Annotated in this window: 19 protein-coding genes; 11 read left to right on the top strand and 8 right to left on the bottom strand. The window is 60.2% G+C overall.

Annotated elements, in window-relative coordinates; genetic code table 11:
- Positions 1 to 150 precede the first annotated feature (150 nt).
- Positions 151 to 939 carry a dienelactone hydrolase family protein gene (locus JOE39_RS12485; protein ID WP_003393714.1) on the bottom strand — a complete coding sequence of 263 codons (789 nt, stop codon included), beginning with the start codon at positions 937 to 939 and terminating at the stop codon, positions 151 to 153.
- 173 nt (positions 940 to 1112) lie between these two features.
- On the opposite strand from JOE39_RS12485, the gene JOE39_RS12480 reads away from it, so the two are divergent.
- The 4 genes from JOE39_RS12480 to JOE39_RS12465 all read left to right on the top strand — a co-directional run bounded on the left by JOE39_RS12480 (position 1113) and on the right by JOE39_RS12465 (position 5257).
- Positions 1113 to 1463 (top strand): hypothetical protein, encoded by a 351-nt coding sequence (locus JOE39_RS12480; protein ID WP_210077311.1) that lies wholly within the window; start codon positions 1113 to 1115, stop codon positions 1461 to 1463.
- A gap of 27 nt (positions 1464 to 1490) precedes the next feature.
- On the top strand, positions 1491 to 2168 hold the full coding sequence (locus JOE39_RS12475; RefSeq protein WP_003393715.1) for a response regulator: 678 nt from the start codon (positions 1491 to 1493) through the stop codon (positions 2166 to 2168).
- Positions 2165 to 3511, top strand: coding sequence for an ATP-binding protein (locus JOE39_RS12470; RefSeq protein ID WP_003424932.1), 1347 nt, complete (start codon positions 2165 to 2167; stop codon positions 3509 to 3511). Before JOE39_RS12475 ends, JOE39_RS12470 begins: the two co-directional genes overlap by 4 nt.
- A gap of 393 nt (positions 3512 to 3904) precedes the next feature.
- Positions 3905 to 5257 carry a dicarboxylate/amino acid:cation symporter gene (locus JOE39_RS12465; protein ID WP_010437384.1) on the top strand — a complete coding sequence of 451 codons (1353 nt, stop codon included), beginning with the start codon at positions 3905 to 3907 and terminating at the stop codon, positions 5255 to 5257.
- 66 nt (positions 5258 to 5323) lie between these two features.
- On the opposite strand, the gene JOE39_RS12460 is transcribed toward JOE39_RS12465, so the two are convergent.
- A complete protein-coding gene (locus tag JOE39_RS12460) occupies positions 5324 to 5818 on the bottom strand; it encodes a SprT family zinc-dependent metalloprotease (RefSeq protein WP_003314586.1) in 495 nt (164 codons plus the stop codon).
- Positions 5819 to 6012: 194 nt separating this feature from the next.
- Between JOE39_RS12460 and ttcA the strand changes: the two genes are divergently transcribed.
- On the top strand, positions 6013 to 6837 hold the full coding sequence (gene ttcA / locus JOE39_RS12455) for a tRNA 2-thiocytidine(32) synthetase TtcA (RefSeq protein ID WP_003344844.1): 825 nt from the start codon (positions 6013 to 6015) through the stop codon (positions 6835 to 6837).
- A gap of 6 nt (positions 6838 to 6843) precedes the next feature.
- Here the strand turns inward: ttcA and JOE39_RS12450 are convergent, their stop codons facing one another.
- The 3 genes from JOE39_RS12450 to arsC all read right to left on the bottom strand — a co-directional run bounded on the left by JOE39_RS12450 (position 6844) and on the right by arsC (position 8570).
- On the bottom strand, positions 6844 to 7515 hold the full coding sequence (locus JOE39_RS12450) for a DNA-3-methyladenine glycosylase I (protein ID WP_003314590.1): 672 nt from the start codon (positions 7513 to 7515) through the stop codon (positions 6844 to 6846).
- Between the two features lie 99 nt (positions 7516 to 7614).
- Positions 7615 to 8220, bottom strand: coding sequence for an NAD(P)H:quinone oxidoreductase (gene wrbA / locus JOE39_RS12445; protein WP_003418197.1), 606 nt, complete (start codon positions 8218 to 8220; stop codon positions 7615 to 7617).
- A complete protein-coding gene (gene arsC, locus JOE39_RS12440) occupies positions 8217 to 8570 on the bottom strand; it encodes an arsenate reductase (glutaredoxin) (protein ID WP_003314592.1) in 354 nt (117 codons plus the stop codon). The genes wrbA and arsC overlap by 4 nt, the downstream gene beginning before the upstream one ends.
- A gap of 129 nt (positions 8571 to 8699) precedes the next feature.
- Between arsC and JOE39_RS12435 the strand changes: the two genes are divergently transcribed.
- The gene (locus JOE39_RS12435; RefSeq protein ID WP_004416738.1) at positions 8700 to 9167 is read left to right on the top strand and encodes a TlpA disulfide reductase family protein; all 468 of its coding nucleotides are present in this window, start codon (positions 8700 to 8702) and stop codon (positions 9165 to 9167) included.
- A 170-nt stretch (positions 9168 to 9337) separates the two neighbouring features.
- Here JOE39_RS12435 and JOE39_RS12430 read toward each other — a convergent pair whose 3' ends face one another.
- The 3 genes from JOE39_RS12430 to JOE39_RS12420 form a co-directional block, all read right to left on the bottom strand.
- Positions 9338 to 9745 carry an META domain-containing protein gene (locus tag JOE39_RS12430; RefSeq protein ID WP_046266894.1) on the bottom strand — a complete coding sequence of 136 codons (408 nt, stop codon included), beginning with the start codon at positions 9743 to 9745 and terminating at the stop codon, positions 9338 to 9340.
- Positions 9742 to 10179, bottom strand: coding sequence for a hypothetical protein (locus JOE39_RS12425; RefSeq protein ID WP_003314595.1), 438 nt, complete (start codon positions 10177 to 10179; stop codon positions 9742 to 9744). Before JOE39_RS12425 ends, JOE39_RS12430 begins: the two co-directional genes overlap by 4 nt.
- 80 nt (positions 10180 to 10259) lie before the next feature.
- Positions 10260 to 13013, bottom strand: a complete 2754-nt coding sequence (locus JOE39_RS12420; RefSeq protein WP_024649972.1) for a response regulator — start codon at positions 13011 to 13013, stop codon at positions 10260 to 10262.
- 251 nt (positions 13014 to 13264) lie between these two features.
- Between JOE39_RS12420 and cysM the strand changes: the two genes are divergently transcribed.
- The 5 genes from cysM to JOE39_RS12395 all read left to right on the top strand — a co-directional run bounded on the left by cysM (position 13265) and on the right by JOE39_RS12395 (position 19434).
- The gene (cysM, locus tag JOE39_RS12415; RefSeq protein WP_003393723.1) at positions 13265 to 14167 is read left to right on the top strand and encodes a cysteine synthase CysM; all 903 of its coding nucleotides are present in this window, start codon (positions 13265 to 13267) and stop codon (positions 14165 to 14167) included.
- Positions 14167 to 15522, top strand: a complete 1356-nt coding sequence (gene rlmD / locus JOE39_RS12410; protein ID WP_032661144.1) for a 23S rRNA (uracil(1939)-C(5))-methyltransferase RlmD — start codon at positions 14167 to 14169, stop codon at positions 15520 to 15522. The genes cysM and rlmD overlap by 1 nt, the downstream gene beginning before the upstream one ends.
- Before the next feature lie 156 nt (positions 15523 to 15678).
- Positions 15679 to 17922 (top strand): GTP diphosphokinase, encoded by a 2244-nt coding sequence (gene relA, locus JOE39_RS12405; RefSeq protein WP_004416742.1) that lies wholly within the window; start codon positions 15679 to 15681, stop codon positions 17920 to 17922.
- Positions 17923 to 18030: 108 nt separating this feature from the next.
- Entirely contained in the window at positions 18031 to 18864 is an 834-nt protein-coding gene (gene mazG / locus JOE39_RS12400; RefSeq protein ID WP_116817318.1) for a nucleoside triphosphate pyrophosphohydrolase, read from the top strand.
- 30 nt (positions 18865 to 18894) lie between these two features.
- Positions 18895 to 19434: a DUF2058 domain-containing protein gene (locus tag JOE39_RS12395; protein ID WP_003314606.1), complete on the top strand. Its 540-nt coding sequence runs from the start codon at positions 18895 to 18897 to the stop codon at positions 19432 to 19434.
- Positions 19435 to 19465: the final 31 nt, after the last annotated feature.

Here is a 19465-nt window from a genome sequence, read left to right as displayed (position 1 = left end):
CTTGACGACGCAGAGCGTCGAGAACTGCATTCCCACGCTGGAGCGTGCGGAACGATAACCTCAACTATCGTGCGACGCTCTGCGTCGCATGCCTTTCCGGACGCTCCGCGTCCTCCCAGACTCGGGTGGACGCGCAGTGTCAGCTATGGCTCAACCAAATATCTTCTTGAAAAACACTTTCATGTCTGCCCAGGAGCTCTCATCGGCGGCCTTGTCGTAGCCGATGTCCGGGCCGCCGTGTTCGCCGTGGCTCAGGCGGTCGGCGTCGGGGTTGGTGAAGCCGTGTTTGGCGCCGTCGATGCTGACGAATTTGTAGTCGGCCTTGGCGTCGTCCATTTCCTTCTTGAACGCGGTGACGTTTTCAGGGGTGACCATGCTGTCCTTGGCGCCGTGCTCGACCAGCATTGGCACCTTGATGCCCGGTTTTGCAGGAGTGTTGGTGACCAGTGCGCCGTGGAAACTCACCACGCCCAGCAGCGGTTCACCGCGGCGTGCTGCGTCGAGCACGATCTTGCCGCCGAAGCAGTAACCGATCGCTGCGATCTTTTTCGGATCGGTCTGTGGCTGCTTCTTCAATTGCTCCAGCCCGGCGTCAAAACGCTTGTCGGCGGCATCGCTGTCCTTCAGCGCGGCCTGCATGAAGGCCATCGCGTCTTTCGGGTGCTCGGTGTTCTTGCCTTCGCCGTACATGTCGATGGCCATCGCGCTGTAACCCAGCGCAGCCAGGTCGCGGGCGCGGCGCTTGGCGTAGTCGTTCAGGCCCCACCATTCGTGAACCACCAGGACGCCAGGGCGCGGGCCTTTTACAGCGTCGTCGTAAGCGTAATAGCCCACCAGCTTGGTGCCGTCGGCACTTTTATAATCGATCTGCTCGGTCTTGATCGCCGCCTGGGCGAGGCCGGTCAGGCCCATCATGATCATTGCAATCCACACACGCATGGTCAGCTCCTTGTTGATGTTTTGAAGTCGCAAACAACCATAGCCGATTCTGCTGCACAGGGTGTGGATGACTGTTCAGCGCCGGTTCATGCAGTGTTCAGTCGGGGTTCAGCCCGGCGCGATTACTGTTGGCCCATACCTTGACAGCGTCCCCGAGCGCAAAAGGAGTCGATATGTTGAATCTCAACAAGTTTTTCCTGGCCTTGGCTTTTCTGGGTGGCAGTGCTGCGGTGCAGGCGGGTGATGGTCGGCTTGACGTGGCCCGTATCGAATTCAGCAAGACCAGCGAAAAGCTTGACGATACCAACAGTTGGGGACATGCGCTCGGGGAGCAGGCGCATTCCAACGTCTCGGTGGGGACGCTTTATTCGCAACCGGTTTACGGCAGCCTGACGGGCACTCACAATGGTGCGCCTGTCAGCCGCGAAATCCTGCTGGGCAGCTATGATGTGACACAACACGTGCCCGTCAGCGCCCGCCTGTTGAGTACTGATGCGACGATGTCGTTTCATTCTTTGTCTTGAGGCTGCGATTGTGCCTGGGAGAGCTGCATGAAGTTGTTGGTAGTTGAGGATGAAGCACTGCTGCGCCACCACCTGCGAACCCGTCTGACCGAAGCCGGGCATGTGGTGGAAGCGGTGGCCAACGCCGAAGAGGCGTTGTATCAGGTCGCGCAATTCAATCACGATCTGGCGGTGATCGACCTGGGCTTGCCGGGCATCGGCGGCCTTGACCTGATTCGCCAGCTGCGTGCACTAGGCAAGGCCTTTCCGATCCTGATCCTGACCGCGCGCGGTAACTGGCAGGACAAGGTCGAAGGCCTGGCGGCCGGGGCTGACGACTACGTGGTCAAACCCTTCCAGTTCGAAGAGCTGGAGGCACGGCTGAACGCCTTGTTACGGCGTTCCAGCGGCTTCATCCAGTCAACAATAACGGCTGGTCCGCTGTTGCTGGACCTCAATCGCAAGCACGCGGCACTGGCCGAACAGCCCTTGGCGCTGACCGCCTACGAATACCGCATTCTTGAGTACCTGATGCTCCATCATCAGCAAGTGGTGCCCAAGGAGCGCCTGATGGAGCAGCTGTATCCCGACGACGACGAGCGCGACCCGAACGTGATCGAAGTGCTGGTCGGTCGTCTGCGTCGCAAACTGGACGGCAGCGTGGCTTTCAAACCTATCGAAACCGTGCGCGGCATGGGCTATCTGTTCAATGAGCGCTGTACGTGATTCGTTCGCTTCGCCTGCGCTTGATGCTGGGCGCCGCCACGTTGGCGGTGATCTTCATGCTGCTGATGCTGCCTGCACTGCAGGGGGCGTTCAGCCTGGCGCTACGCGGAGCGATCGAGCAACGCCTGGCTTCTGATGTCACCACCATGATTTCGGCGGCTCGCGTCGAAAACGACCATCTGTTGATGCCCTCGGTGTTGCCGGGCGAACAATTCAATCTGCCCGGCAGCCGTCTGCTGGGCTACATCTATAACCGCCAGGGGCAGATGGTCTGGCGCTCGTTGTCGACCGAAGGCGAGAACATCGACTACCGCCCGCAATATGACGGGCAGGGCAGCGAGTTCACCAAGATCAAGGAAATCAATGGCGATGAGTATTTCGTCTATGACGTCGAGATCCGGCTGCTCGGCGGGCGCAATGCCGCGTTCAGTATCGTTGCCGTGCAACCGTTGCGCGGCTATCAGGAAACCATCGACGGTCTGCGCCGCAAGCTTTATCTGGGCTTTGGCGCAGCACTGGCGGTGCTGCTCGGGTTGCTGTGGATGGGCCTGACCTGGGGGCTGCGGGCCTTGCGCGGCTTGAGCCAGGAACTGGATCAGGTGGAAGCCGGCGTGCGCGACAGTCTCAGCGAAGAACACCCCAGTGAACTGCTGCGCCTCACTGACTCGCTTAACCGCCTGCTGCGCAGCGAACGTGAGCAGCGGATTCGTTACCGAGACTCTCTGGACGACCTGGCGCATAGCCTGAAAACCCCGCTGGCGGTCTTGCAGGGCGTAAGCGAGAACATTGCCAAGCGCCCCGAGGATGTCGAGCAGGCGTGGGTGCTGCAATCGCAGATCGAGCGCATGAGCCAGCAGATCGGCTATCAACTGCAACGGGCCAGCCTGCGCAAGAGCGGTCTGGTGCGGCATCACGTGATGCTGCGGCCCGTGGTCGAAAGCCTGTGCAACACGCTGGACAAGGTGTATCGCGACAAACAGGTCAAGGCCACGCTGGACCTGCCCGAGCACTGCCAGGTGCATATGGAAGAGGGCGCGTTGCTGGAAATGCTCGGCAACCTGCTGGAAAACGCCTATCGGCTGTGCCTGAGTGAAGTGCGCGTCAGCTTCACGCGCTCGACGACCGGCGATGAACTGTGCGTCGAAGACGACGGCCCCGGTGTCCCACAGAGCCAGCGTGCGCGCATTCTCGAACGCGGCGAACGGCTGGACCGCCAGAACCCTGGCCAAGGCATCGGCCTGGCGGTGGTCAAGGACATCATCGAAAGCTATGGCGCGCAATTGACGCTGGGCGATTCCCCGATGGGGGGCGCGGCGTTCAGGATTCATTTTCTGGCGCAGTGACGATAGTGTTTTCCCGAACACCTATCGTTCCTCACGATCCAGCATGGGAATGCCGTTCGTGACGCTCTGCGTCACACCTCTGCGCGTCACCGAGCGCTCCCGTCACCGGCGAAAGAAGGCGGATACCCGCCACTGTGTGCCTGTTTTTCCCACCATACGGCGGAAAACCGCCACCTCTCCTGTCAGATCCCGGCTACCGTTACCAGTGTGCGCCTTATACTGCGGGGTTTTGATATCAAAATGACTCCATGGCACGCGTATTGCTATCTACATGGCAGAGACCTGCCTTGTGCAGCTCGACAAAACAAATCCCTCCAGTGCAGGAGGGTTAGCGCTTTATAGGCTCGCGCGCATCAGGTGAAGATGCCGACGACGCCCTTGAGGAAAACTGCAATGACGACTCGTCAGCCCATCTACAAATCCCTCTATTTTCAGGTAATCGTAGCGATTGTCATCGGTATCCTGATCGGTCACTTCTACCCGGACACCGGCAAAGCGTTAAAACCGCTGGGTGACGGGTTCATCAAACTGATCAAGATGGTGATTGCCCCGATCATATTCTGTACCGTCGTCAGTGGTATCGCTGGCATGCAGAGCATGAAGTCGGTCGGCAAGACTGGCGGCTACGCGCTGCTGTACTTCGAGATCGTTTCGACCATCGCCCTGCTGATCGGTCTGATCGTGGTCAACGTGGTTCAGCCGGGTGTCGGCATGAACATCGACGTCAGCACGCTCGACGCTTCGAAGATCGCCGCCTACGTCACGGCCGGTCAGGACCAGAGCATCGTCGGCTTTATCCTTAACGTGATTCCGAACACCATCGTCGGCGCGTTTGCCAACGGCGATATCCTGCAAGTGCTGATGTTCTCGGTGATCTTCGGCTTCGCGCTGCATCGCCTGGGTGCCTACGGCAAGCCGGTTCTGGACTTCATCGATCGCTTCGCCCATGTGATGTTCAACATCATCAACATGATCATGAAGCTGGCCCCGCTGGGTGCGTTCGGTGCCATGGCCTTCACCATCGGTGCCTATGGCGTGAGCTCGCTGGTGCAGTTGGGTCAGTTGATGATCTGCTTCTACATCACCTGCGTTCTGTTCGTCGTGTTTGTGCTGGGCGCTATCGCCCGCGCTCACGGCTTCAGCATCTTCAAGCTGATTCGCTACATCCGTGAAGAGCTGTTGATCGTACTGGGTACTTCTTCTTCGGAATCGGCCCTGCCGCGCATGCTGATCAAGATGGAGCGCCTGGGTGCCAAGAAGTCTGTGGTCGGTCTGGTTATCCCGACGGGCTACTCGTTCAACCTGGACGGTACCTCGATCTACCTGACCATGGCCGCCGTGTTCATCGCTCAGGCAACCAACACGCACATGGACATCACGCACCAGATCACCTTGTTGCTGGTGCTGCTGCTGTCGTCCAAAGGTGCTGCTGGCGTAACCGGTAGCGGCTTCATCGTACTGGCTGCGACCCTGTCGGCTGTAGGCCATCTGCCGGTTGCCGGTCTGGCGCTGATTCTGGGTATCGACCGCTTCATGTCCGAAGCCCGCGCCCTGACCAACCTGGTCGGTAACGCTGTTGCTACCGTTGTGGTTGCCAAGTGGGTCGGCGAGCTGGACACCGACAAGCTGCAGTCCGAGCTGACTTCCGGTGGCTCCGCCATTCTGGAAACCCGCCCTGAAGACGACCTCGGCGTTGCCGAAGGCCCGACTCCGGCCGCTGCGGTGAACACCACCAAGACCGTCTGATAACCCTCAGGCCATAAAAAACCCATCTTCGGATGGGTTTTTTTATGCCTGCAGTTTGCCAGAGGATTATTCCGTGCGCGTCTCGCCGCTGAACACCAGGGGCTCGCGGCAGCGACGGCATAGGTAGCGCCGCCCCTTGCGAACCATGCCGTGACGCTGCGCGGTGAACGGAAAGTCGCTGTCCGGGCACGGGCAGCGGTAGATGTAACGGATCACGCTACGCCGCTTGACCGCATAGGTGTGGCAACGATTGGGCGGCAGTTCATAGACGCCGCGCATGATCAATTGCCATTCTTCGCCGTGCGGCTGAATGCTGCCACCGAACAACTGATGGGCGATCAGGTGCGCGACTTCGTGGGGTACGGTCTGGCGCAGGAAGTCTTCGGCGTTTTCCTTGTAGAGCTGCGGGTTGAAGCGCAACAGGTTTTCATGCAGATGAGCGACACCGGCCTTCTGACCGCGCAACTGGAAACTGACCACCGGGCGTTTGAAGGTGCGCTTGAAGAAGGCTTCGGCTTGTTGGTAACAGGTTTCGACGCGTGAATTAAGTTGTTCGGGCATGCTTTAGGGTTCTCCAGTGCGCCAAGTATGCCGCAATGTGGCTAAGCTCTAAACACGCCAGCCGCCCGGTGGTCATTTTTGATCCAGCGTGGTCGCCTGTCTGAACAGCACGGGCGCAGCATATTTAACGAATGGTCGGTTACGGGTAAAATGTCCGGCTTTTCTCAAGCTATCGTCAGCGGATATTTCCATAAATGGGCACCCTTTCAGTCAATCAGAACAAATTGCAGAAACGTCTGCGTCGGCTGGCCGGCGAAGCGGTTGCCGACTTCAACATGATCGAAGAGGGTGACAAGGTCATGGTCTGCCTGTCCGGCGGCAAGGACAGTTACACCATGCTCGACGTGCTGATGCACCTGCAGAAGGTCGCGCCGATCAAGTTCGACATCGTGGCGGTCAACATGGACCAGAAGCAGCCCGGCTTTCCCGAGCACGTGCTGCCTGCCTACCTCAAAGAGCTGGGTATCGAGTACCACATCGTCGAGAAAGACACGTATTCAGTGGTCAAGGAACTGGTCCCCGAAGGCAAGACCACCTGCTCGCTGTGTTCACGGCTGCGTCGCGGCACGCTGTACACCTTCGCTGACGAGATCGGTGCCACCAAGATGGCGCTCGGGCACCACCGCGACGACATCGTCGAGACATTCTTTCTCAACATGTTCTTCAATGGCTCGCTCAAGGCCATGCCGCCCAAGCTGCGTGCCGATGATGGCCGTAACGTGGTGATTCGTCCGTTGGCGTACTGCCATGAAAAGGACATTCAGGCCTACTCGGACCTAAAGCAGTTTCCGATCATCCCGTGCAACCTGTGCGGTTCGCAGGAAAACCTGCAACGTCAGGTGGTCAAGGAGATGCTGCAGGACTGGGAGCGCAAGACGCCTGGCCGGACGGAGAGCATTTTCCGCGCCTTGCAGAACGTGCAGCCCTCGCAGCTGGCCGACCGCAACCTGTTCGACTTCAGCAACTTGCGCATCGACGAAACCGCTGCGTCGCGGTTCGTCAATGTGGTCAATATCTGACGGCACTCAGTGGTTGACGGTGAACGCCAGCATGGCTGACAGCTGGCACATCGGCCGACCGCTTTCTGCGTGCCACTGGTTGAAGACGTCCTGCACGATCGCCTGATCGCGTTTGCTGCTCGGCACACGGTCGACGATATCCTGCGCGTTCAGGGCGGCAACCACATCCCAGGTCGGAATGAAGGTGTCCTTGCCGATCATGCGCAGAAAGCGCGGCGCTGACAGGCCGCCCATCTGGTTGCCGTGTTTGGCGATGTACTGCCACAGGCCAGTGATGTTATCGACCGGCCACTCGGCGATGAACTTGCCGAAACTGCCATGCTCCTGCTCGATGTCCAGAATCAGTTGCGCATTGCGCGGCACGCTCTTGAGCTTGCCCAAATGACGAATGATGCGCGCATCCTGCATCAGCCGTTCTAGGTGATCGGCGCCCATCAGCACGACTTTCTCCGGGTCGAAGCGAAAAAACACTTCTTCGAACGCTGGCCACTTGGCGTCTACCAGGCTGTGTTTCAGGCCTGCGCGGAAAACCCGCAGGGCCATGGTCGACAGGTAGCGGTCGGCGCTGATGGCTTGCAGTTGCCTGGGTGTTTTGGGGGAGGGTAGATGAGCTTCCAGAGCTTTGGCAGAGCCGAATCGATTCAGGCAATACTCGTTCAGCCATTTGTAGTCGTGCATCGGTTCTCCAAAGAAATTCAACAGGCAGGACAAGGGTTCAGACCGACCCTTGCCCTGCAAGTTTACGATTTAACTGAAAGCATCCGGCGCTCTGCCGATTCAGCTGCGCGGCGCGTCCAGTTGCACCGCGGTCCTGGCCAGACGCTGGCCCAAGGCGCGGCACAGGTCGGTTTCATGACGGTCCAGCGCGCGCTTGCCATCGGCACCGGCGTGATGGCTGGGACCGTAGGGCGTGCCACCGCCGGTGGTTTCCAGCAGCGCCGATTCGCTGTAGGGCAGGCCCATGATCAGCATGCCGTGATGCAGCAGGGGCAGCAGCATCGACATCAGCGTGGTTTCCTGACCACCGTGCAGGCTGGCGGTGGAGGTAAAGACGCCGGCGGGTTTACCGACCAAAGCGCCGGTCAGCCACAGGTTGCTGGTGCCGTCGAGGAAGTATTTCAGCGGCGCGGCCATGTTGCCGAAGCGCGTCGGGCTGCCCAGCGCCAGGCCGGAGCAGTTTTTCAGGTCATCGAGGGTCGCGTACAGCGCGCCGCTTTCCGGAATCTCGGGGGCGGTCGCTTCGCAGTCGGCGGAAACGGCAGGTACGGTGCGCAGCCGCGCTTCCATGCCGCCCAGTTCAATGCCGCGGGCAACCTGCCGGGCCATTTCGCTGGTGGAGCCGTTGCGGCTGTAATAGAGGACCAGAATGTAGGGTGTGCTCACGGCAGCAGCTCCAGAATGTTCTCGGGTGGGCGGCCAATGACAGCCTTGTCGCCAGCGACCAGAATCGGCCGTTCGATGAGTTTGGGGTGAGCGGCCATGGCGGCGATCAGTTGCTCGTCGCTCAGGCTCGGGTCGGCCAGATTGAGTTGCTTGTAATCGTCCTCGCCGGTACGCAGCAGTTGCCGGGCACCGATGCCCAGCTTGCCGAGCAGGTCGCGCACACGGTCGGCGTCGGGCGGGGTTTCCAGGTACAGGACGATGTCCGGCGTCAGGCCGCGGGCCTGAAGCAGTTCCAGCGCGCCGCGGGACTTGCTGCAGCGCGGGTTGTGATACAGCGTCAGATCGGTCATTTGCACGTCGCATCTTGTGTGGGGTGGCGTATTCTAACCAGCGATGGCACTGTCCGACATATCGAATGGTCAATAGTCGTGGCTTGGGTATAAGTAATTGCAGGTTGAACGGGGCGAGGAAACAAGCAAATGGCAAGGCGATTAACAGCAGCGGTAATACTTTTCGGCAGTTTGCTGCTCAGCGGATGTGGCGTGGACCTGGGCAATGATCAGAATGGCCAGAAGGTCGCCAGCGAGCGCATCAAGGGGCACTGGCTAGTGGTCAACTACTGGGCCGAATGGTGTGGCCCTTGCCGCACCGAGGTTCCGGAGTTCAATGCATTGTCCGAGCAGCTCAAGGACCAGAAAGTCACCGTGCTGGGGGTCAACTTCGACAACCTGCAGGGCGACGAACTGAAAAGCGCTGCCAATGCACTGGGCATCAAATTCACCGTGCTCGCCCAGGACCCGGCCGAGCAATACAGCCTGCCGCCCTCCGAGGCACTGCCGGTGACCTACATCATCGACGACAAGGGCAAGATGCGCGAACAACTGCTCGGCGAACAATCAGCCGCGACCGTGATCCAGAAGCTCAAGACACTGCGCGGCGAGGGCTGATCGGATCGATTTTCGACGCTTGGCGTAGCAACGAGGACGCGGAGCGTCCAGAACGGCATGCGACGCGGAGCGTCGCACGATAGTGATCGTTCCCTGCGCTCCAGCGTGGGAATGCAGTTCTAGACGCTCTGCGTCGCAAGTTACGCTGAGCTTCGGCACGATAGTTACAATCAGCTATCTTCCAGCCAGAAACGCAACGGCTTGCCCTGCGTTGGCCACAGACGCAACTGCTCGATGGGCGAGATATCCCAGCGCTGAACACTGCTCATCGCCTTGATAAAACGCTGCTCCTGCTCCATCAGCGCCGGCGCGCACATCTTGCGCGTCTTGCCCAGCGGACCGAAACTGATGCTGTGATCGTTCAGCGTATAGGGCGCAAACCAATGGTTGCAGCCCGCATTGCCATACGCACGGCCATCGGCACCCAGCGTCATGGTCAAGCGACTGTTATCAATCAGCGGACGCTCGCCGATCCACTCGGTTACATAGCTGTGATCCTGCTGGATCGGCAGCGGGTCAGCAGTACAACCAACCAGCAGCGCGCCGCCGATCAGGCTCAGGAGCGCAAACTGTTTCATGCCGCTTTCTCCTGACACTTCTTGCAGAAGTGCTTCTCGCCATCGGTTTTCCAGCCCAGCTCCGCGATGCGCGCGGTAGCGGCCGGTTTCTGCGCCTTGACGCCCAGCTTGCTCTCTACCATGAACTCGAAGTTCAGTTCGGCGGCGCAGCTGTCGCAATTCACTTTCCACTGATGAATTGCCAACTCGTCGAATACCGGGCCTTTGGCCACCGCAATCCACTGGCCGGGCGGGTTGATCAGGTGCCGGACTTTCTCGACGGTGAGGCGCATGTGCAGGCTTTTACTGCCTTTGATGGTCACCAACAACTGGTCGTTGTCGTGAATCGAGCCGCCGTTGCCGGTGACCTGATAGCGACCGGGCGCCAGAGTGCGGCATTCGGTCAGCGTGTGCTGAGGGTTAAGCATGCTGTAGCGAAAATCGTGTTCGACCATGGGTCCTCCAAAATTGCGCGCATCCTAACATGCTCCGCCCACGCTGGAGCGTCAGGCACGAAAGGTGTCCCGCCGCACGCTCAAGCCATGACCCGCGCCTCGGCTTCCAGGCGAATGATGGCCTTGTCCAGATCGTTCAGGGCCTCTTCGGTGTGCGGAGCGTCTTGCTTGAGCAGGGTTTCGGCGCGCTGGCAGGCACTGCGCAGTTGAGGAACGCCGCAATACCGCGTTGCGCCGTGCAGACGGTGGATGCGTTCGATCAACGCGTGCACATCCTGGCTGGCACGCGCCGCACGAATGGCCTCGCGGTCGGCATCCAGGGAAGCCAGCAGCATGGCCAGCATGTCGGCGGCAAGATCCGCCTTGCCTGCCGCCAGGCGCAACCCTTCTTCATGATCCAGCACCAGTGGCCCGACATGCACCTCAAGCGCTTCATTCTGGCGTTCCGGCGCAGGGTTGCGCAGCGCCAGCCCGGTCCACTTGAGCACCACCTGCGCCAGTTGCCGTTCGCTGATCGGCTTGGTCAGGTAGTCGTCCATACCGCTTTGCAGCAGTGAGCGCTTTTCATTGGCCATCGCATGCGCGGTGAGGGCTACGATCGGCAGCGAACTCTGGTTGCGTTCGGCTTCCCAGGCGCGGATCGCCTCGGTGGCCTGCCGGCCGTCCATGCCGGGCATCTGCACGTCCATCAACACCAGATCGAACGCTTCTTGCTGTACCGCATTGACCGCCGCGTAACCGCCCTCGACAGCGACCACTTCAGCGCCCATGTCTTCGAGCAGGGTCTGTACCAGTAGCAGGTTGGCCGGGTTGTCGTCCACGCACAGCACTCGCGGTGCGCGGCTCGACAGTGGCGGGCCGATATCGGTACGCACCGCTCGCGGCGCGATCAGCTCGGACAGGGCTTTTTGCAGTTTGCGGGTGCATGCGGGCTTGGCCTGCAGTTGCGTGTAGACATCGTGGACCGCCAGCTGGAACAGCGCGTGCTCGGTGGTCGGGCACAGCACCATGACCTTGCAGTTGAGGTTTTCCAGGTCCCAGATGTGCTGGCGCAGCCGTTCCGGAGAGATTTCCAACGCCGTCACGCCAAGTACCGCCAGATCGATGGCTGCTGGCGTTTCGTGCGCTGCGGTCACGCCGTTGAGCAGGTTTTCCAGATTATTGAACACGATGGTCTGCAGGCCGCAGTCTTCCAGCTGATGCTCCAGCGCCTGACGCGCCAGGTCATGATGTTCAAGTACTGCGGCGCGCAGGCCTCCGAGCGGAATATTGAGTGATTCTTCCTTGTCTTCACGGGCCTTGGGCAGTTTCAGGCTGATCCAGAATTCCGAACCTTCGCCCGGCGTGCTGTCGACACCGATTTCGCCGCCCATCTGCTCGATCAGGCGTTTGGAGATCACCAGACCCAGCCCGGTACCGCCCGGTTGACGCGAAAGAGAATTGTCGGCCTGGCTGAAGGCCTGGAACAGTGCTCGGACATCCTGGCTGGACAGGCCGATCCCGGTGTCCTGCACGCTGATGCGCAGCTGCGCGTGCTCTTCGGTTTCGTCCTCGAGCATGGCGCGCGCGACGATCGTGCCTTCGCGGGTGAATTTGATCGCGTTGCTGACCAGATTGGTCAGGATCTGCCGCAGACGCAGCGGATCACCGGACAGCGCCAGTGGCGTATCGCGGTACACCAGACTGACCAGCTCCAGCTGTTTGGCGTGCGCCGCCGGGGCGAGGATGGTCAAGGTGTCCTGCAACAGATCGCGCAGGTTGAACGGAATATTGTCGAGCACCAGCTTGCCGGCCTCGATCTTCGAGAAGTCGAGAATCTCGTTGATGATGCTCAACAGGTTGTCTGCGGACTTTTCGATGGTGCCCAGATAGTCGAACTGGCGGGGGGTCAGCTCGCTTTTTTGCAGCAAATGGGTGAAGCCCAGAATGCCATTCAGCGGCGTGCGAATTTCATGGCTCATGTTGGCCAGGAATTCGGACTTGATCCGGCTTGCTTCAAGCGCTTCCTTGCGTGCCAGATCGAGTTCGATGTTCTGGATTTCGATGGTCTCCAGATTCTGTCGCACATCCTCGGTTGCCTGATCGATGCTCAGTTGCAGTTCTTCCTGCGCGTTCTGTAGCGTCGCCGCCATGCGGTTGATGCCCGACGCCAGCTCGTCCAGCTCCCGGCTGCCCAGCGGTGGCAGGCGGGTTTCCAGATTGCCGTCCTTGAGTTGCGAAACCGCCTGCTTGATCTGGCTCATCGGCCCGTTGATGGTGCGGCTCATGCGTACCGCGAGGGTCGCGGTAAACGCCAGCCCGGTCAGGATCAGCAGCAGGCTGGCAAACAGGCTTCGGTAACCGCGCAGCAGCGTGCCGTTATGGGAGATTTCAAGCTCGACCCAGCCCAGCAGGGTATCGGCTTCGGCAGGGATGATCGGGCTGGTCAGATGGCGTTGACTGCCGAATACCGGCAGCAGGTAGCGCGTGGCGTCGGTGCCGGTGGAACTGAGCAACTGCGAGGCGCTGCCAATCGGCGACGGGCTGATCATGGTCGGCCCGGCGTGGGCCAATACCGTTCGATCGGTGTCGAGAAACGACACGGCGCGCACGTCGGCCTGCTCCAGCGTCTGGGTGGCAATGCGACTGAGCAGCACTTTATCCTTGCGCCCCAGGGCATTGGCGGCAAGCGGCGCCAGATCCTGGGCGATCATTTCGCCGCGTTGCAGCAGTTGGCTTTGCAGTTCGCTCAACTGCATCCAGGTGAAATAACCACCGAGCGTCGCCGCCATCAGGCTGGCAGGCAAAATAGTCAGTAGCAGCACACGGCCTTTTATACCCAGCTTGGTCAGCACGCTCTTCCTCCGGCAACATGTATCAGTCCGTCGATATCAGGCATCGGCTGCCTTGCTGTATCGGCACAAGGGAATGAGTTTAGCCATTTACCATCGGCATGGGCACCTTACTCTCTGTGCAGGGCGGGGCGGCAGTGGAAAAAATCAGCGTTTATTCTTTTTGGGAATAAGCAGCGCACTTTGCGTGATATGGGCTTTGGCCGTTTGCCGTTATGATAGGCACCCCCCGCAGTCTGGATTGCGAAGACGCCATGACCCTGCAGTATCAAACCATTGCCGATTGCGTCGGCAACACCCCGCTGGTGCGTCTGCAACGCATGGCGGGTAACACCAGCAATACCCTCCTGTTGAAACTCGAAGGTAACAACCCCGCTGGCTCGGTAAAAGACCGCCCGGCCTTGTCGATGATCACCCGCGCCGAGTTGCGCGGCCAGATCCATCCGGGTGACACACTGATCGAAGCCACCTCCGGCAATACCGGGATCGCGCTGGCCATGGCCGCGGCGATCAAGGGCTACCGGATGATTCTGATCATGCCGGACAACTCCAGTGCCGAACGCAAGGCCGCGATGACCGCCTATGGTGCCGAGCTGATTTCTGTCAGCAAGGACCAGGGCATGGAAGGTGCTCGCGATCTGGCCGAGCGCATGCAGGCCGAAGGGCGCGGCAAAGTGCTCGATCAGTTTGCCAATGGCGACAATCCTGAAGCGCATTACACCTCCACCGGTCCGGAAATCTGGCGGCAGACGGGCGGTACCGTGACCCATTTCGTCAGTTCGATGGGCACCACTGGCACCATCATGGGCACCTCGCGCTACCTCAAGGAGCAGAATCCGGACGTGCAGATCGTCGGCCTGCAACCGATGGAGGGCGCCTCGATCCCCGGTATTCGCCGCTGGCCGTACGAATACCTGCCGAAAATCTATCAGTCGGACCGTGTCGACCGCATCATCGACATGGGCCAGACCGAAGCCGAAGACACCATGCGTCGACTGGCCCGCGAAGAAGGCATCTTCTGTGGCGTGTCGTCCGGTGGTTCGGTCGCCGGGGCGTTGCGTATTTCCCAGGAAGTCGAAAACGCCGTGATTGTGGCGATCATCTGTGACCGAGGCGACCGTTACCTGTCGACCGGCGTCTATGATTCGCCCAACTGATGGCCAAGCATGAAAGAGGTTTGCGCTTTCAGCCTGCGGGCGGCGTTAAAACCGTACAGATTCCTACTGGTAAAAAGCAGCGGCTCACCATCGAGCGGCTGTCCGACGACGGTCGAGGTATCGCCTTTCTCGAGGGCAAAACCTGGTTTGTCGCCGGCAGTCTGGCAGGCGAAGAGGTCGAGGCGCGCGTGCTCAATGCGCGCGGCAAGGTCGTCGAGGCGCGCACCGAGCGGGTCTTCACCGCCAGCGCCATGCGTCGCGCTCCGGCCTGTGAGTATTTCGGTCGCTGTGGCGGCTGCAGTGTTCAGCATGTGCCCCACGAAGAACAGCTTGCCCTGAAACAGCGCATGCTCGCCGAGCAGTTGCTGCGCGTGGCGAATGTCGTGCCGGATGATTGGGCGGCACCTTTGAGCGGTGCCGAGCTGGCCTATCGCCGACGCGCGCGGGTCGCGGTTCGCTGGGATGCCAAGGCCAAAAGGCTGGAGGTGGGGTTTCGCGCAGCCGCCAGCCAGGACATCGTCAGCATCGAACACTGTCCGGTGCTGGTACAGGCCTTGCAACCCATCATGAATGAGCTGCCTGGCATGCTGAAAAGTTTCAGCAAGCCGCAGGCGCTGGGTCATGTCGAGCTGTTCAGTGGTGTGGCGACTGCCGTGTTGTTGCGCCACACCGCGCCGCTTGCCGAGGCCGATCTGGCGCTGTTGCAAGCGTTTTGCTCCAGGCATGGCGCGCAGCTGTGGCTGCACGGCGAAGGCGAGCCCCAACCGGCCAGCCCTGGCGATACGCTGGGCTACCGGCTGGAGCCGTGGAACCTGCACTTGGCCTGGCGACCGGGAGATTTCATTCAGGTCAACGCGGCGGTCAACACCGCGATGATCGAGCAGGCTATGCAATGGCTGGCGCCTGCAAAAGACGAACGTGTCATGGACCTGTTCTGTGGTCTGGGCAATTTCGCCTTGCCGCTGGCGGGTCTGGCCAAGGAAGTGGTGGCGGTTGAAGGCGTTGCGACCATGGTCGAGCGTGCAGCCGTCAACGCAATGAGTAATGATCTGCACAATGTGCAGTTTTTTCAGGCGGATCTTTCGCAGCCGCTGGCACATGCCGACTGGGCGGCAGAAGGGTTTTCTGCGGTACTCTTGGACCCACCGCGTGACGGGGCCTTTGAAGTGGTCCGTCAGATCAGAAAGACGGGGGCCCGGCGACTGCTCTATGTTTCATGTAATCCGGCAACTTTGGCTCGTGACGCGGTCGAACTGATCCGTCAGGGCTACCGGTTAAAACGTGCCGGAATCCTCGATATGTTTCCGCAGACGGCGCATGTCGAGGCGATGGCTTTATTTGAAATGAGTAAGTGAGCAGCGTTCACTGGAACGAGGTCGTTGCTGACAAGGAATCTCATTTAATCCGACTGGCCCGCGAATGCCGGTCCTTGCTTGCCCGGCAAGTGGCATTCGCTCAGAAGGCTGGCGACTGATGGCGCTATTCATCGCGCCGTAGGGAAGGTAAGCAGCATGGTACAGGTGAGAGCGAACCAGCCGATAAACACAGACGGCAGTATCAATCTCGACGCGTGGCTCGATCATATTGTCAGCGTCGACCTGGTCCTGGACCGGGAAGTCATGAAAAAGGCCTGTGAATTTGCCCGGGAAGCCGAGCAGACCGACAAGGCCCACAAGAATCATTGGGCAGAGGGCACCTCCAGTTTCCAGACCGGTCTGGAAATCGCGGAGATCCTGGCTGACCTCAAGCTGGATCAGGACTCGCTGGTCGCCGCGGTCATTTACCGTGGCGTGCGTGAAGGTCTCATTGCGCTGCCTGAAGTCGAGCAGCGCTTTGGCGCAACGGTCGCCAAGCTGATCGACGGCGTGCTGCGCATGGCCGCGATCAGCGCCAGTCTCAGCCCTCGTCAGTCATTGGTGCTCGGCAGTCAGGCGCAGGTCGAAAACCTGCGCAAGATGCTGGTGGCGATGGTCGACGACGTTCGTGTTGCACTGATCAAGCTGGCCGAACGTACCTGCGCGATTCGTGCGGTAAAGAACGCCGACGACGAAAAACGCAACCGTGTGGCCCGCGAAGTCTTCGACATCTATGCTCCGCTGGCCCACCGCCTGGGCATCGGTCACATCAAGTGGGAGCTGGAGGACCTGTCCTTCCGCTACCTGGAGCCTGATCAATACAAGCAGATCGCCAAGCTGCTGCATGAGCGCAGGCTGGACCGCGAGCGCTTTATCAGCGACGTCATGTCCCAGCTCGACAACGAACTGCAGGCCACCGGCGTGACCGCTGACATCAGCGGGCGTGCCAAGCATATCTATTCCATCTGGCGCAAAATGCAGCGCAAGGGCCTGGCGTTCAGCCAGATCTATGACGTGCGTGCGCTGCGTGTGCTGGTCCCGGAAATGCGCGATTGCTACACCGCGCTGGGTATCGTGCATACCTTGTGGCGGCATATTCCCAAAGAGTTCGACGACTACATCGCCAACCCCAAGGAAAACGGCTATCGCTCGCTGCACACCGCCGTGATCGGGCCGGAAGGCAAGGTGCTGGAAGTGCAGATCCGCACCCACGCCATGCATGAAGAGGCCGAGCTGGGCGTGTGTGCGCACTGGCGCTATAAAGGCACCGACGTCAAATCCGGCTCCAATCATTATGAAGAGAAGATTTCCTGGCTGCGTCAGGTGCTCGAATGGCATGAAGAGCTGGGCGACATCGGCGGTCTGGCCGATCAGCTGCGGGTCGATATCGAGCCTGACCGCGTCTACGTCTTCACCCCGGACGGCCACGCCATCGACCTGCCCAAGGGCGCGACACCACTGGACTTCGCCTATCGGGTGCACACCGAAATCGGCCACAACTGCCGGGGTGCGAAGATCAATGGTCGAATCGTACCGCTCAACTACAGCCTGCAGACCGGCGAGCAGGTCGAAATCATCACCAGCAAGCACGGTACGCCGAGCCGCGACTGGCTGAACTCGAACCTGGGGTACATCACCACCTCACGGGCGCGGGCCAAGATTGTTCACTGGTTCAAATTGCAGGCCCGCGACCAGAACGTCGCTGCCGGCAGAACCCTGATCGAACGCGAACTGGCGCGCCTGGCGTTGCCACAGGTCGATTTCGACAAGCTCGCGGACAAGGCCAATCACAAGACTGCCGATGACATGTTCGCGGCCTTGGGCGCAGGCGATCTGCGTCTGGCGCAACTGGTCAATCTGGCTCAGCAGCAGGTCGAGCCTGATCGCGTCAATGAACAACTGGAGCTGATCCCGCGCAAGGCCACCGGCTACAAGCCCGGCAAGCGTGGCGATATTCAGATTCAGGGCGTCGGCAACCTGATGACGCAGATGGCCGGCTGCTGCCAGCCGCTGCCGGGCGATGCCATCGTCGGTTATATCACCCAGGGTCGTGGCGTCAGCATTCACCGTCAGGATTGCGCTTCGGTGCTGCAGCTGGGCGGTCGCGAGCCCGAGCGGATCATTCAGGTCAGCTGGGGACCGGTGCCGGTGCTCACCTATCCGGTGGACATCATCATCCGCGCCTACGACCGTTCCGGCTTGCTGCGGGATGTCACCCAGGTGCTGCTCAACGAGCGGATCAACGTGCTGGCGGTCAACACCCGTTCGAACAAGGAAGACAACACAGCGCTTATGTCCCTGACCATCGAGATTCCGGGTCTGGACGCGTTGGGGCGGTTGCTGGGGCGTATTTCCCAGTTACCGAACATCATTGAAACGCGCAGGAACAGGACGCCCTAGGGGCAGCTATAAGCTGCAAGTTTCAAGCTGCAAGCTAAAGCGGATTGCGGTGGCTTCCAGCTTGCAGCTTGAAGCTTGAAGCTAAACCGCTGCGACCGAAGGAAGCCTATGTACACAGTTCAAGACCTGCTGCACCTCATGGCCCGGCTGCGTGATCCGCAGTTCGGCTGCCCGTGGGACCTGAAGCAGACCTACGCCAGCATCGTGCCGCACACGCTGGAAGAAGCCTATGAAGTGGCCGATGCCATTGAACAGGGCGACCTCGACCATCTGCAAGGCGAGTTGGGAGACCTGCTGTTTCAGGTGGTCTTCTATGCGCAGTTGGCCAAAGAGGAAGGCCGGTTTGAATTCGACGATGTGATCGACGGTATTACCCGCAAGTTGCTGCGTCGCCATCCGCACGTGTTTCCGACCGGCGAGCTGTACGCGCCGGCAGAAACGCCGCGCCTGACCGACGAGCAGGTCAACCTTCGCTGGGACGAAATCAAGGCCGAGGAGCGTGCCGAAAAGGCTGGCGTTCCCGAGCAGTTGTCGCTGCTCGACGACGTGCCCCGGGCCTTGCCGGCGTTGAGTCGTGCGGCCAAACTGCAGAAGCGTGCGGCGCAGGTGGGTTTTGACTGGCCTGCGGCATTGCCGGTGGTCGACAAGGTGCGTGAAGAACTCGATGAAATTCTCGAAGCCATGGTCGACAATGACGCCGAGGGCATTGCCGAGGAAGTCGGCGACCTGCTGTTCAGCGTCGTCAACCTGGCCCGACATCTTAAGGTCGACCCGGAAACTGCGCTACGCTCGGCCAATAGCAAGTTCGACAGACGCTTCCGATTCATTGAACAGGCTTTGCGCCACCTGCAGCGTCCTATCGAAGCGTGCTCGCTCGAAGAAATGGACGCGTTGTGGGGCGAAGCCAAACGTCAGGAAAAAAGCACACCCGGCTGCGGCTGAGTGTGCGGTAACGGTATAAGTGAGTAGACAATGAGCCTTTCCCTTCGCGATCAGTTGCTCAAGGCAGGTCTGGTCAACCAAAAGCAGGCCAAGCAGGTCGGCAAAGAAAAGCAGAAAGAGCAGCGTCTGGTGCATAAGGGTCAGGCGCAGGCCGATGACTCGCAAAAGCGTGCGGCCCAGGAGGCCATGGCCGAGAAGGCCAAGCGTGATCAGGAGCTGAACCGTCAGCAGCAGGAGAAGGTCGAGCAGAAGGCCCGTACTGCTCAGGTCAAGCAACTGATCGAAGTGTCGCGCCTGCCCAAGCTGATCACCGAGGATTACTACAACTTCGTTGACGACAAGAAGGTCAAGCGCATCCCGGTCAACGCCATGGTGCGCAACAAGCTCAGCAGCGGTTCACTGGCCATCGTTCACCACGGTGGCGGTTACGAGATCATTCCGCGTGAGGCTGCGCTGAAGATCCAGGAGCGTGACCCGCGCCGTATTGTGCTGCTGAACACCCCGACCGAAGCGCCGGATGCAGACGACCCGTACGCGGCGTATCAGGTGCCTGACGATCTGATGTGGTAAGCCCACGGCGCTGTCATTGAGTTGTCAAAAC

This window comes from Pseudomonas sp. PvP100 (assembly GCF_017833055.1).
GTDB classification, from domain to species: Bacteria; Pseudomonadota; Gammaproteobacteria; order Pseudomonadales; family Pseudomonadaceae; genus Aquipseudomonas; species Aquipseudomonas syringae.
Note: the sequence above shows the minus strand (reverse complement) of the source record. Positions and strands in the feature narration are given on the sequence as shown.

What these genes read in the sequence shown, in the direction of transcription:
- mazG (WP_116817318.1), top strand. Translation starts at nt 18,031, where the DNA reads ATGTACACAGTTCAAGACCTGCTGCACCTCATGGCCCGGCTGCGTGAT.
- cysM (WP_003393723.1), top strand. Translation starts at nt 13,265, where the DNA reads ATGACCCTGCAGTATCAAACCATTGCCGATTGCGTCGGCAACACCCCG.
- JOE39_RS12475 (WP_003393715.1), top strand. Translation starts at nt 1,491, where the DNA reads ATGAAGTTGTTGGTAGTTGAGGATGAAGCACTGCTGCGCCACCACCTG.
- ttcA (WP_003344844.1), top strand. Translation starts at nt 6,013, where the DNA reads ATGGGCACCCTTTCAGTCAATCAGAACAAATTGCAGAAACGTCTGCGT.
- JOE39_RS12480 (WP_210077311.1), top strand. Translation starts at nt 1,113, where the DNA reads ATGTTGAATCTCAACAAGTTTTTCCTGGCCTTGGCTTTTCTGGGTGGC.
- JOE39_RS12430 (WP_046266894.1), bottom strand. Translation starts at nt 9,745, where the DNA reads ATGAAACAGTTTGCGCTCCTGAGCCTGATCGGCGGCGCGCTGCTGGTT.
- JOE39_RS12460 (WP_003314586.1), bottom strand. Translation starts at nt 5,818, where the DNA reads ATGCCCGAACAACTTAATTCACGCGTCGAAACCTGTTACCAACAAGCC.
- JOE39_RS12425 (WP_003314595.1), bottom strand. Translation starts at nt 10,179, where the DNA reads ATGGTCGAACACGATTTTCGCTACAGCATGCTTAACCCTCAGCACACG.
- JOE39_RS12465 (WP_010437384.1), top strand. Translation starts at nt 3,905, where the DNA reads ATGACGACTCGTCAGCCCATCTACAAATCCCTCTATTTTCAGGTAATC.
- rlmD (WP_032661144.1), top strand. Translation starts at nt 14,167, where the DNA reads ATGGCCAAGCATGAAAGAGGTTTGCGCTTTCAGCCTGCGGGCGGCGTT.
- JOE39_RS12395 (WP_003314606.1), top strand. Translation starts at nt 18,895, where the DNA reads ATGAGCCTTTCCCTTCGCGATCAGTTGCTCAAGGCAGGTCTGGTCAAC.
- JOE39_RS12485 (WP_003393714.1), bottom strand. Translation starts at nt 939, where the DNA reads ATGCGTGTGTGGATTGCAATGATCATGATGGGCCTGACCGGCCTCGCC.
- relA (WP_004416742.1), top strand. Translation starts at nt 15,679, where the DNA reads ATGGTACAGGTGAGAGCGAACCAGCCGATAAACACAGACGGCAGTATC.
- JOE39_RS12450 (WP_003314590.1), bottom strand. Translation starts at nt 7,515, where the DNA reads ATGCACGACTACAAATGGCTGAACGAGTATTGCCTGAATCGATTCGGC.
- arsC (WP_003314592.1), bottom strand. Translation starts at nt 8,570, where the DNA reads ATGACCGATCTGACGCTGTATCACAACCCGCGCTGCAGCAAGTCCCGC.
- JOE39_RS12435 (WP_004416738.1), top strand. Translation starts at nt 8,700, where the DNA reads ATGGCAAGGCGATTAACAGCAGCGGTAATACTTTTCGGCAGTTTGCTG.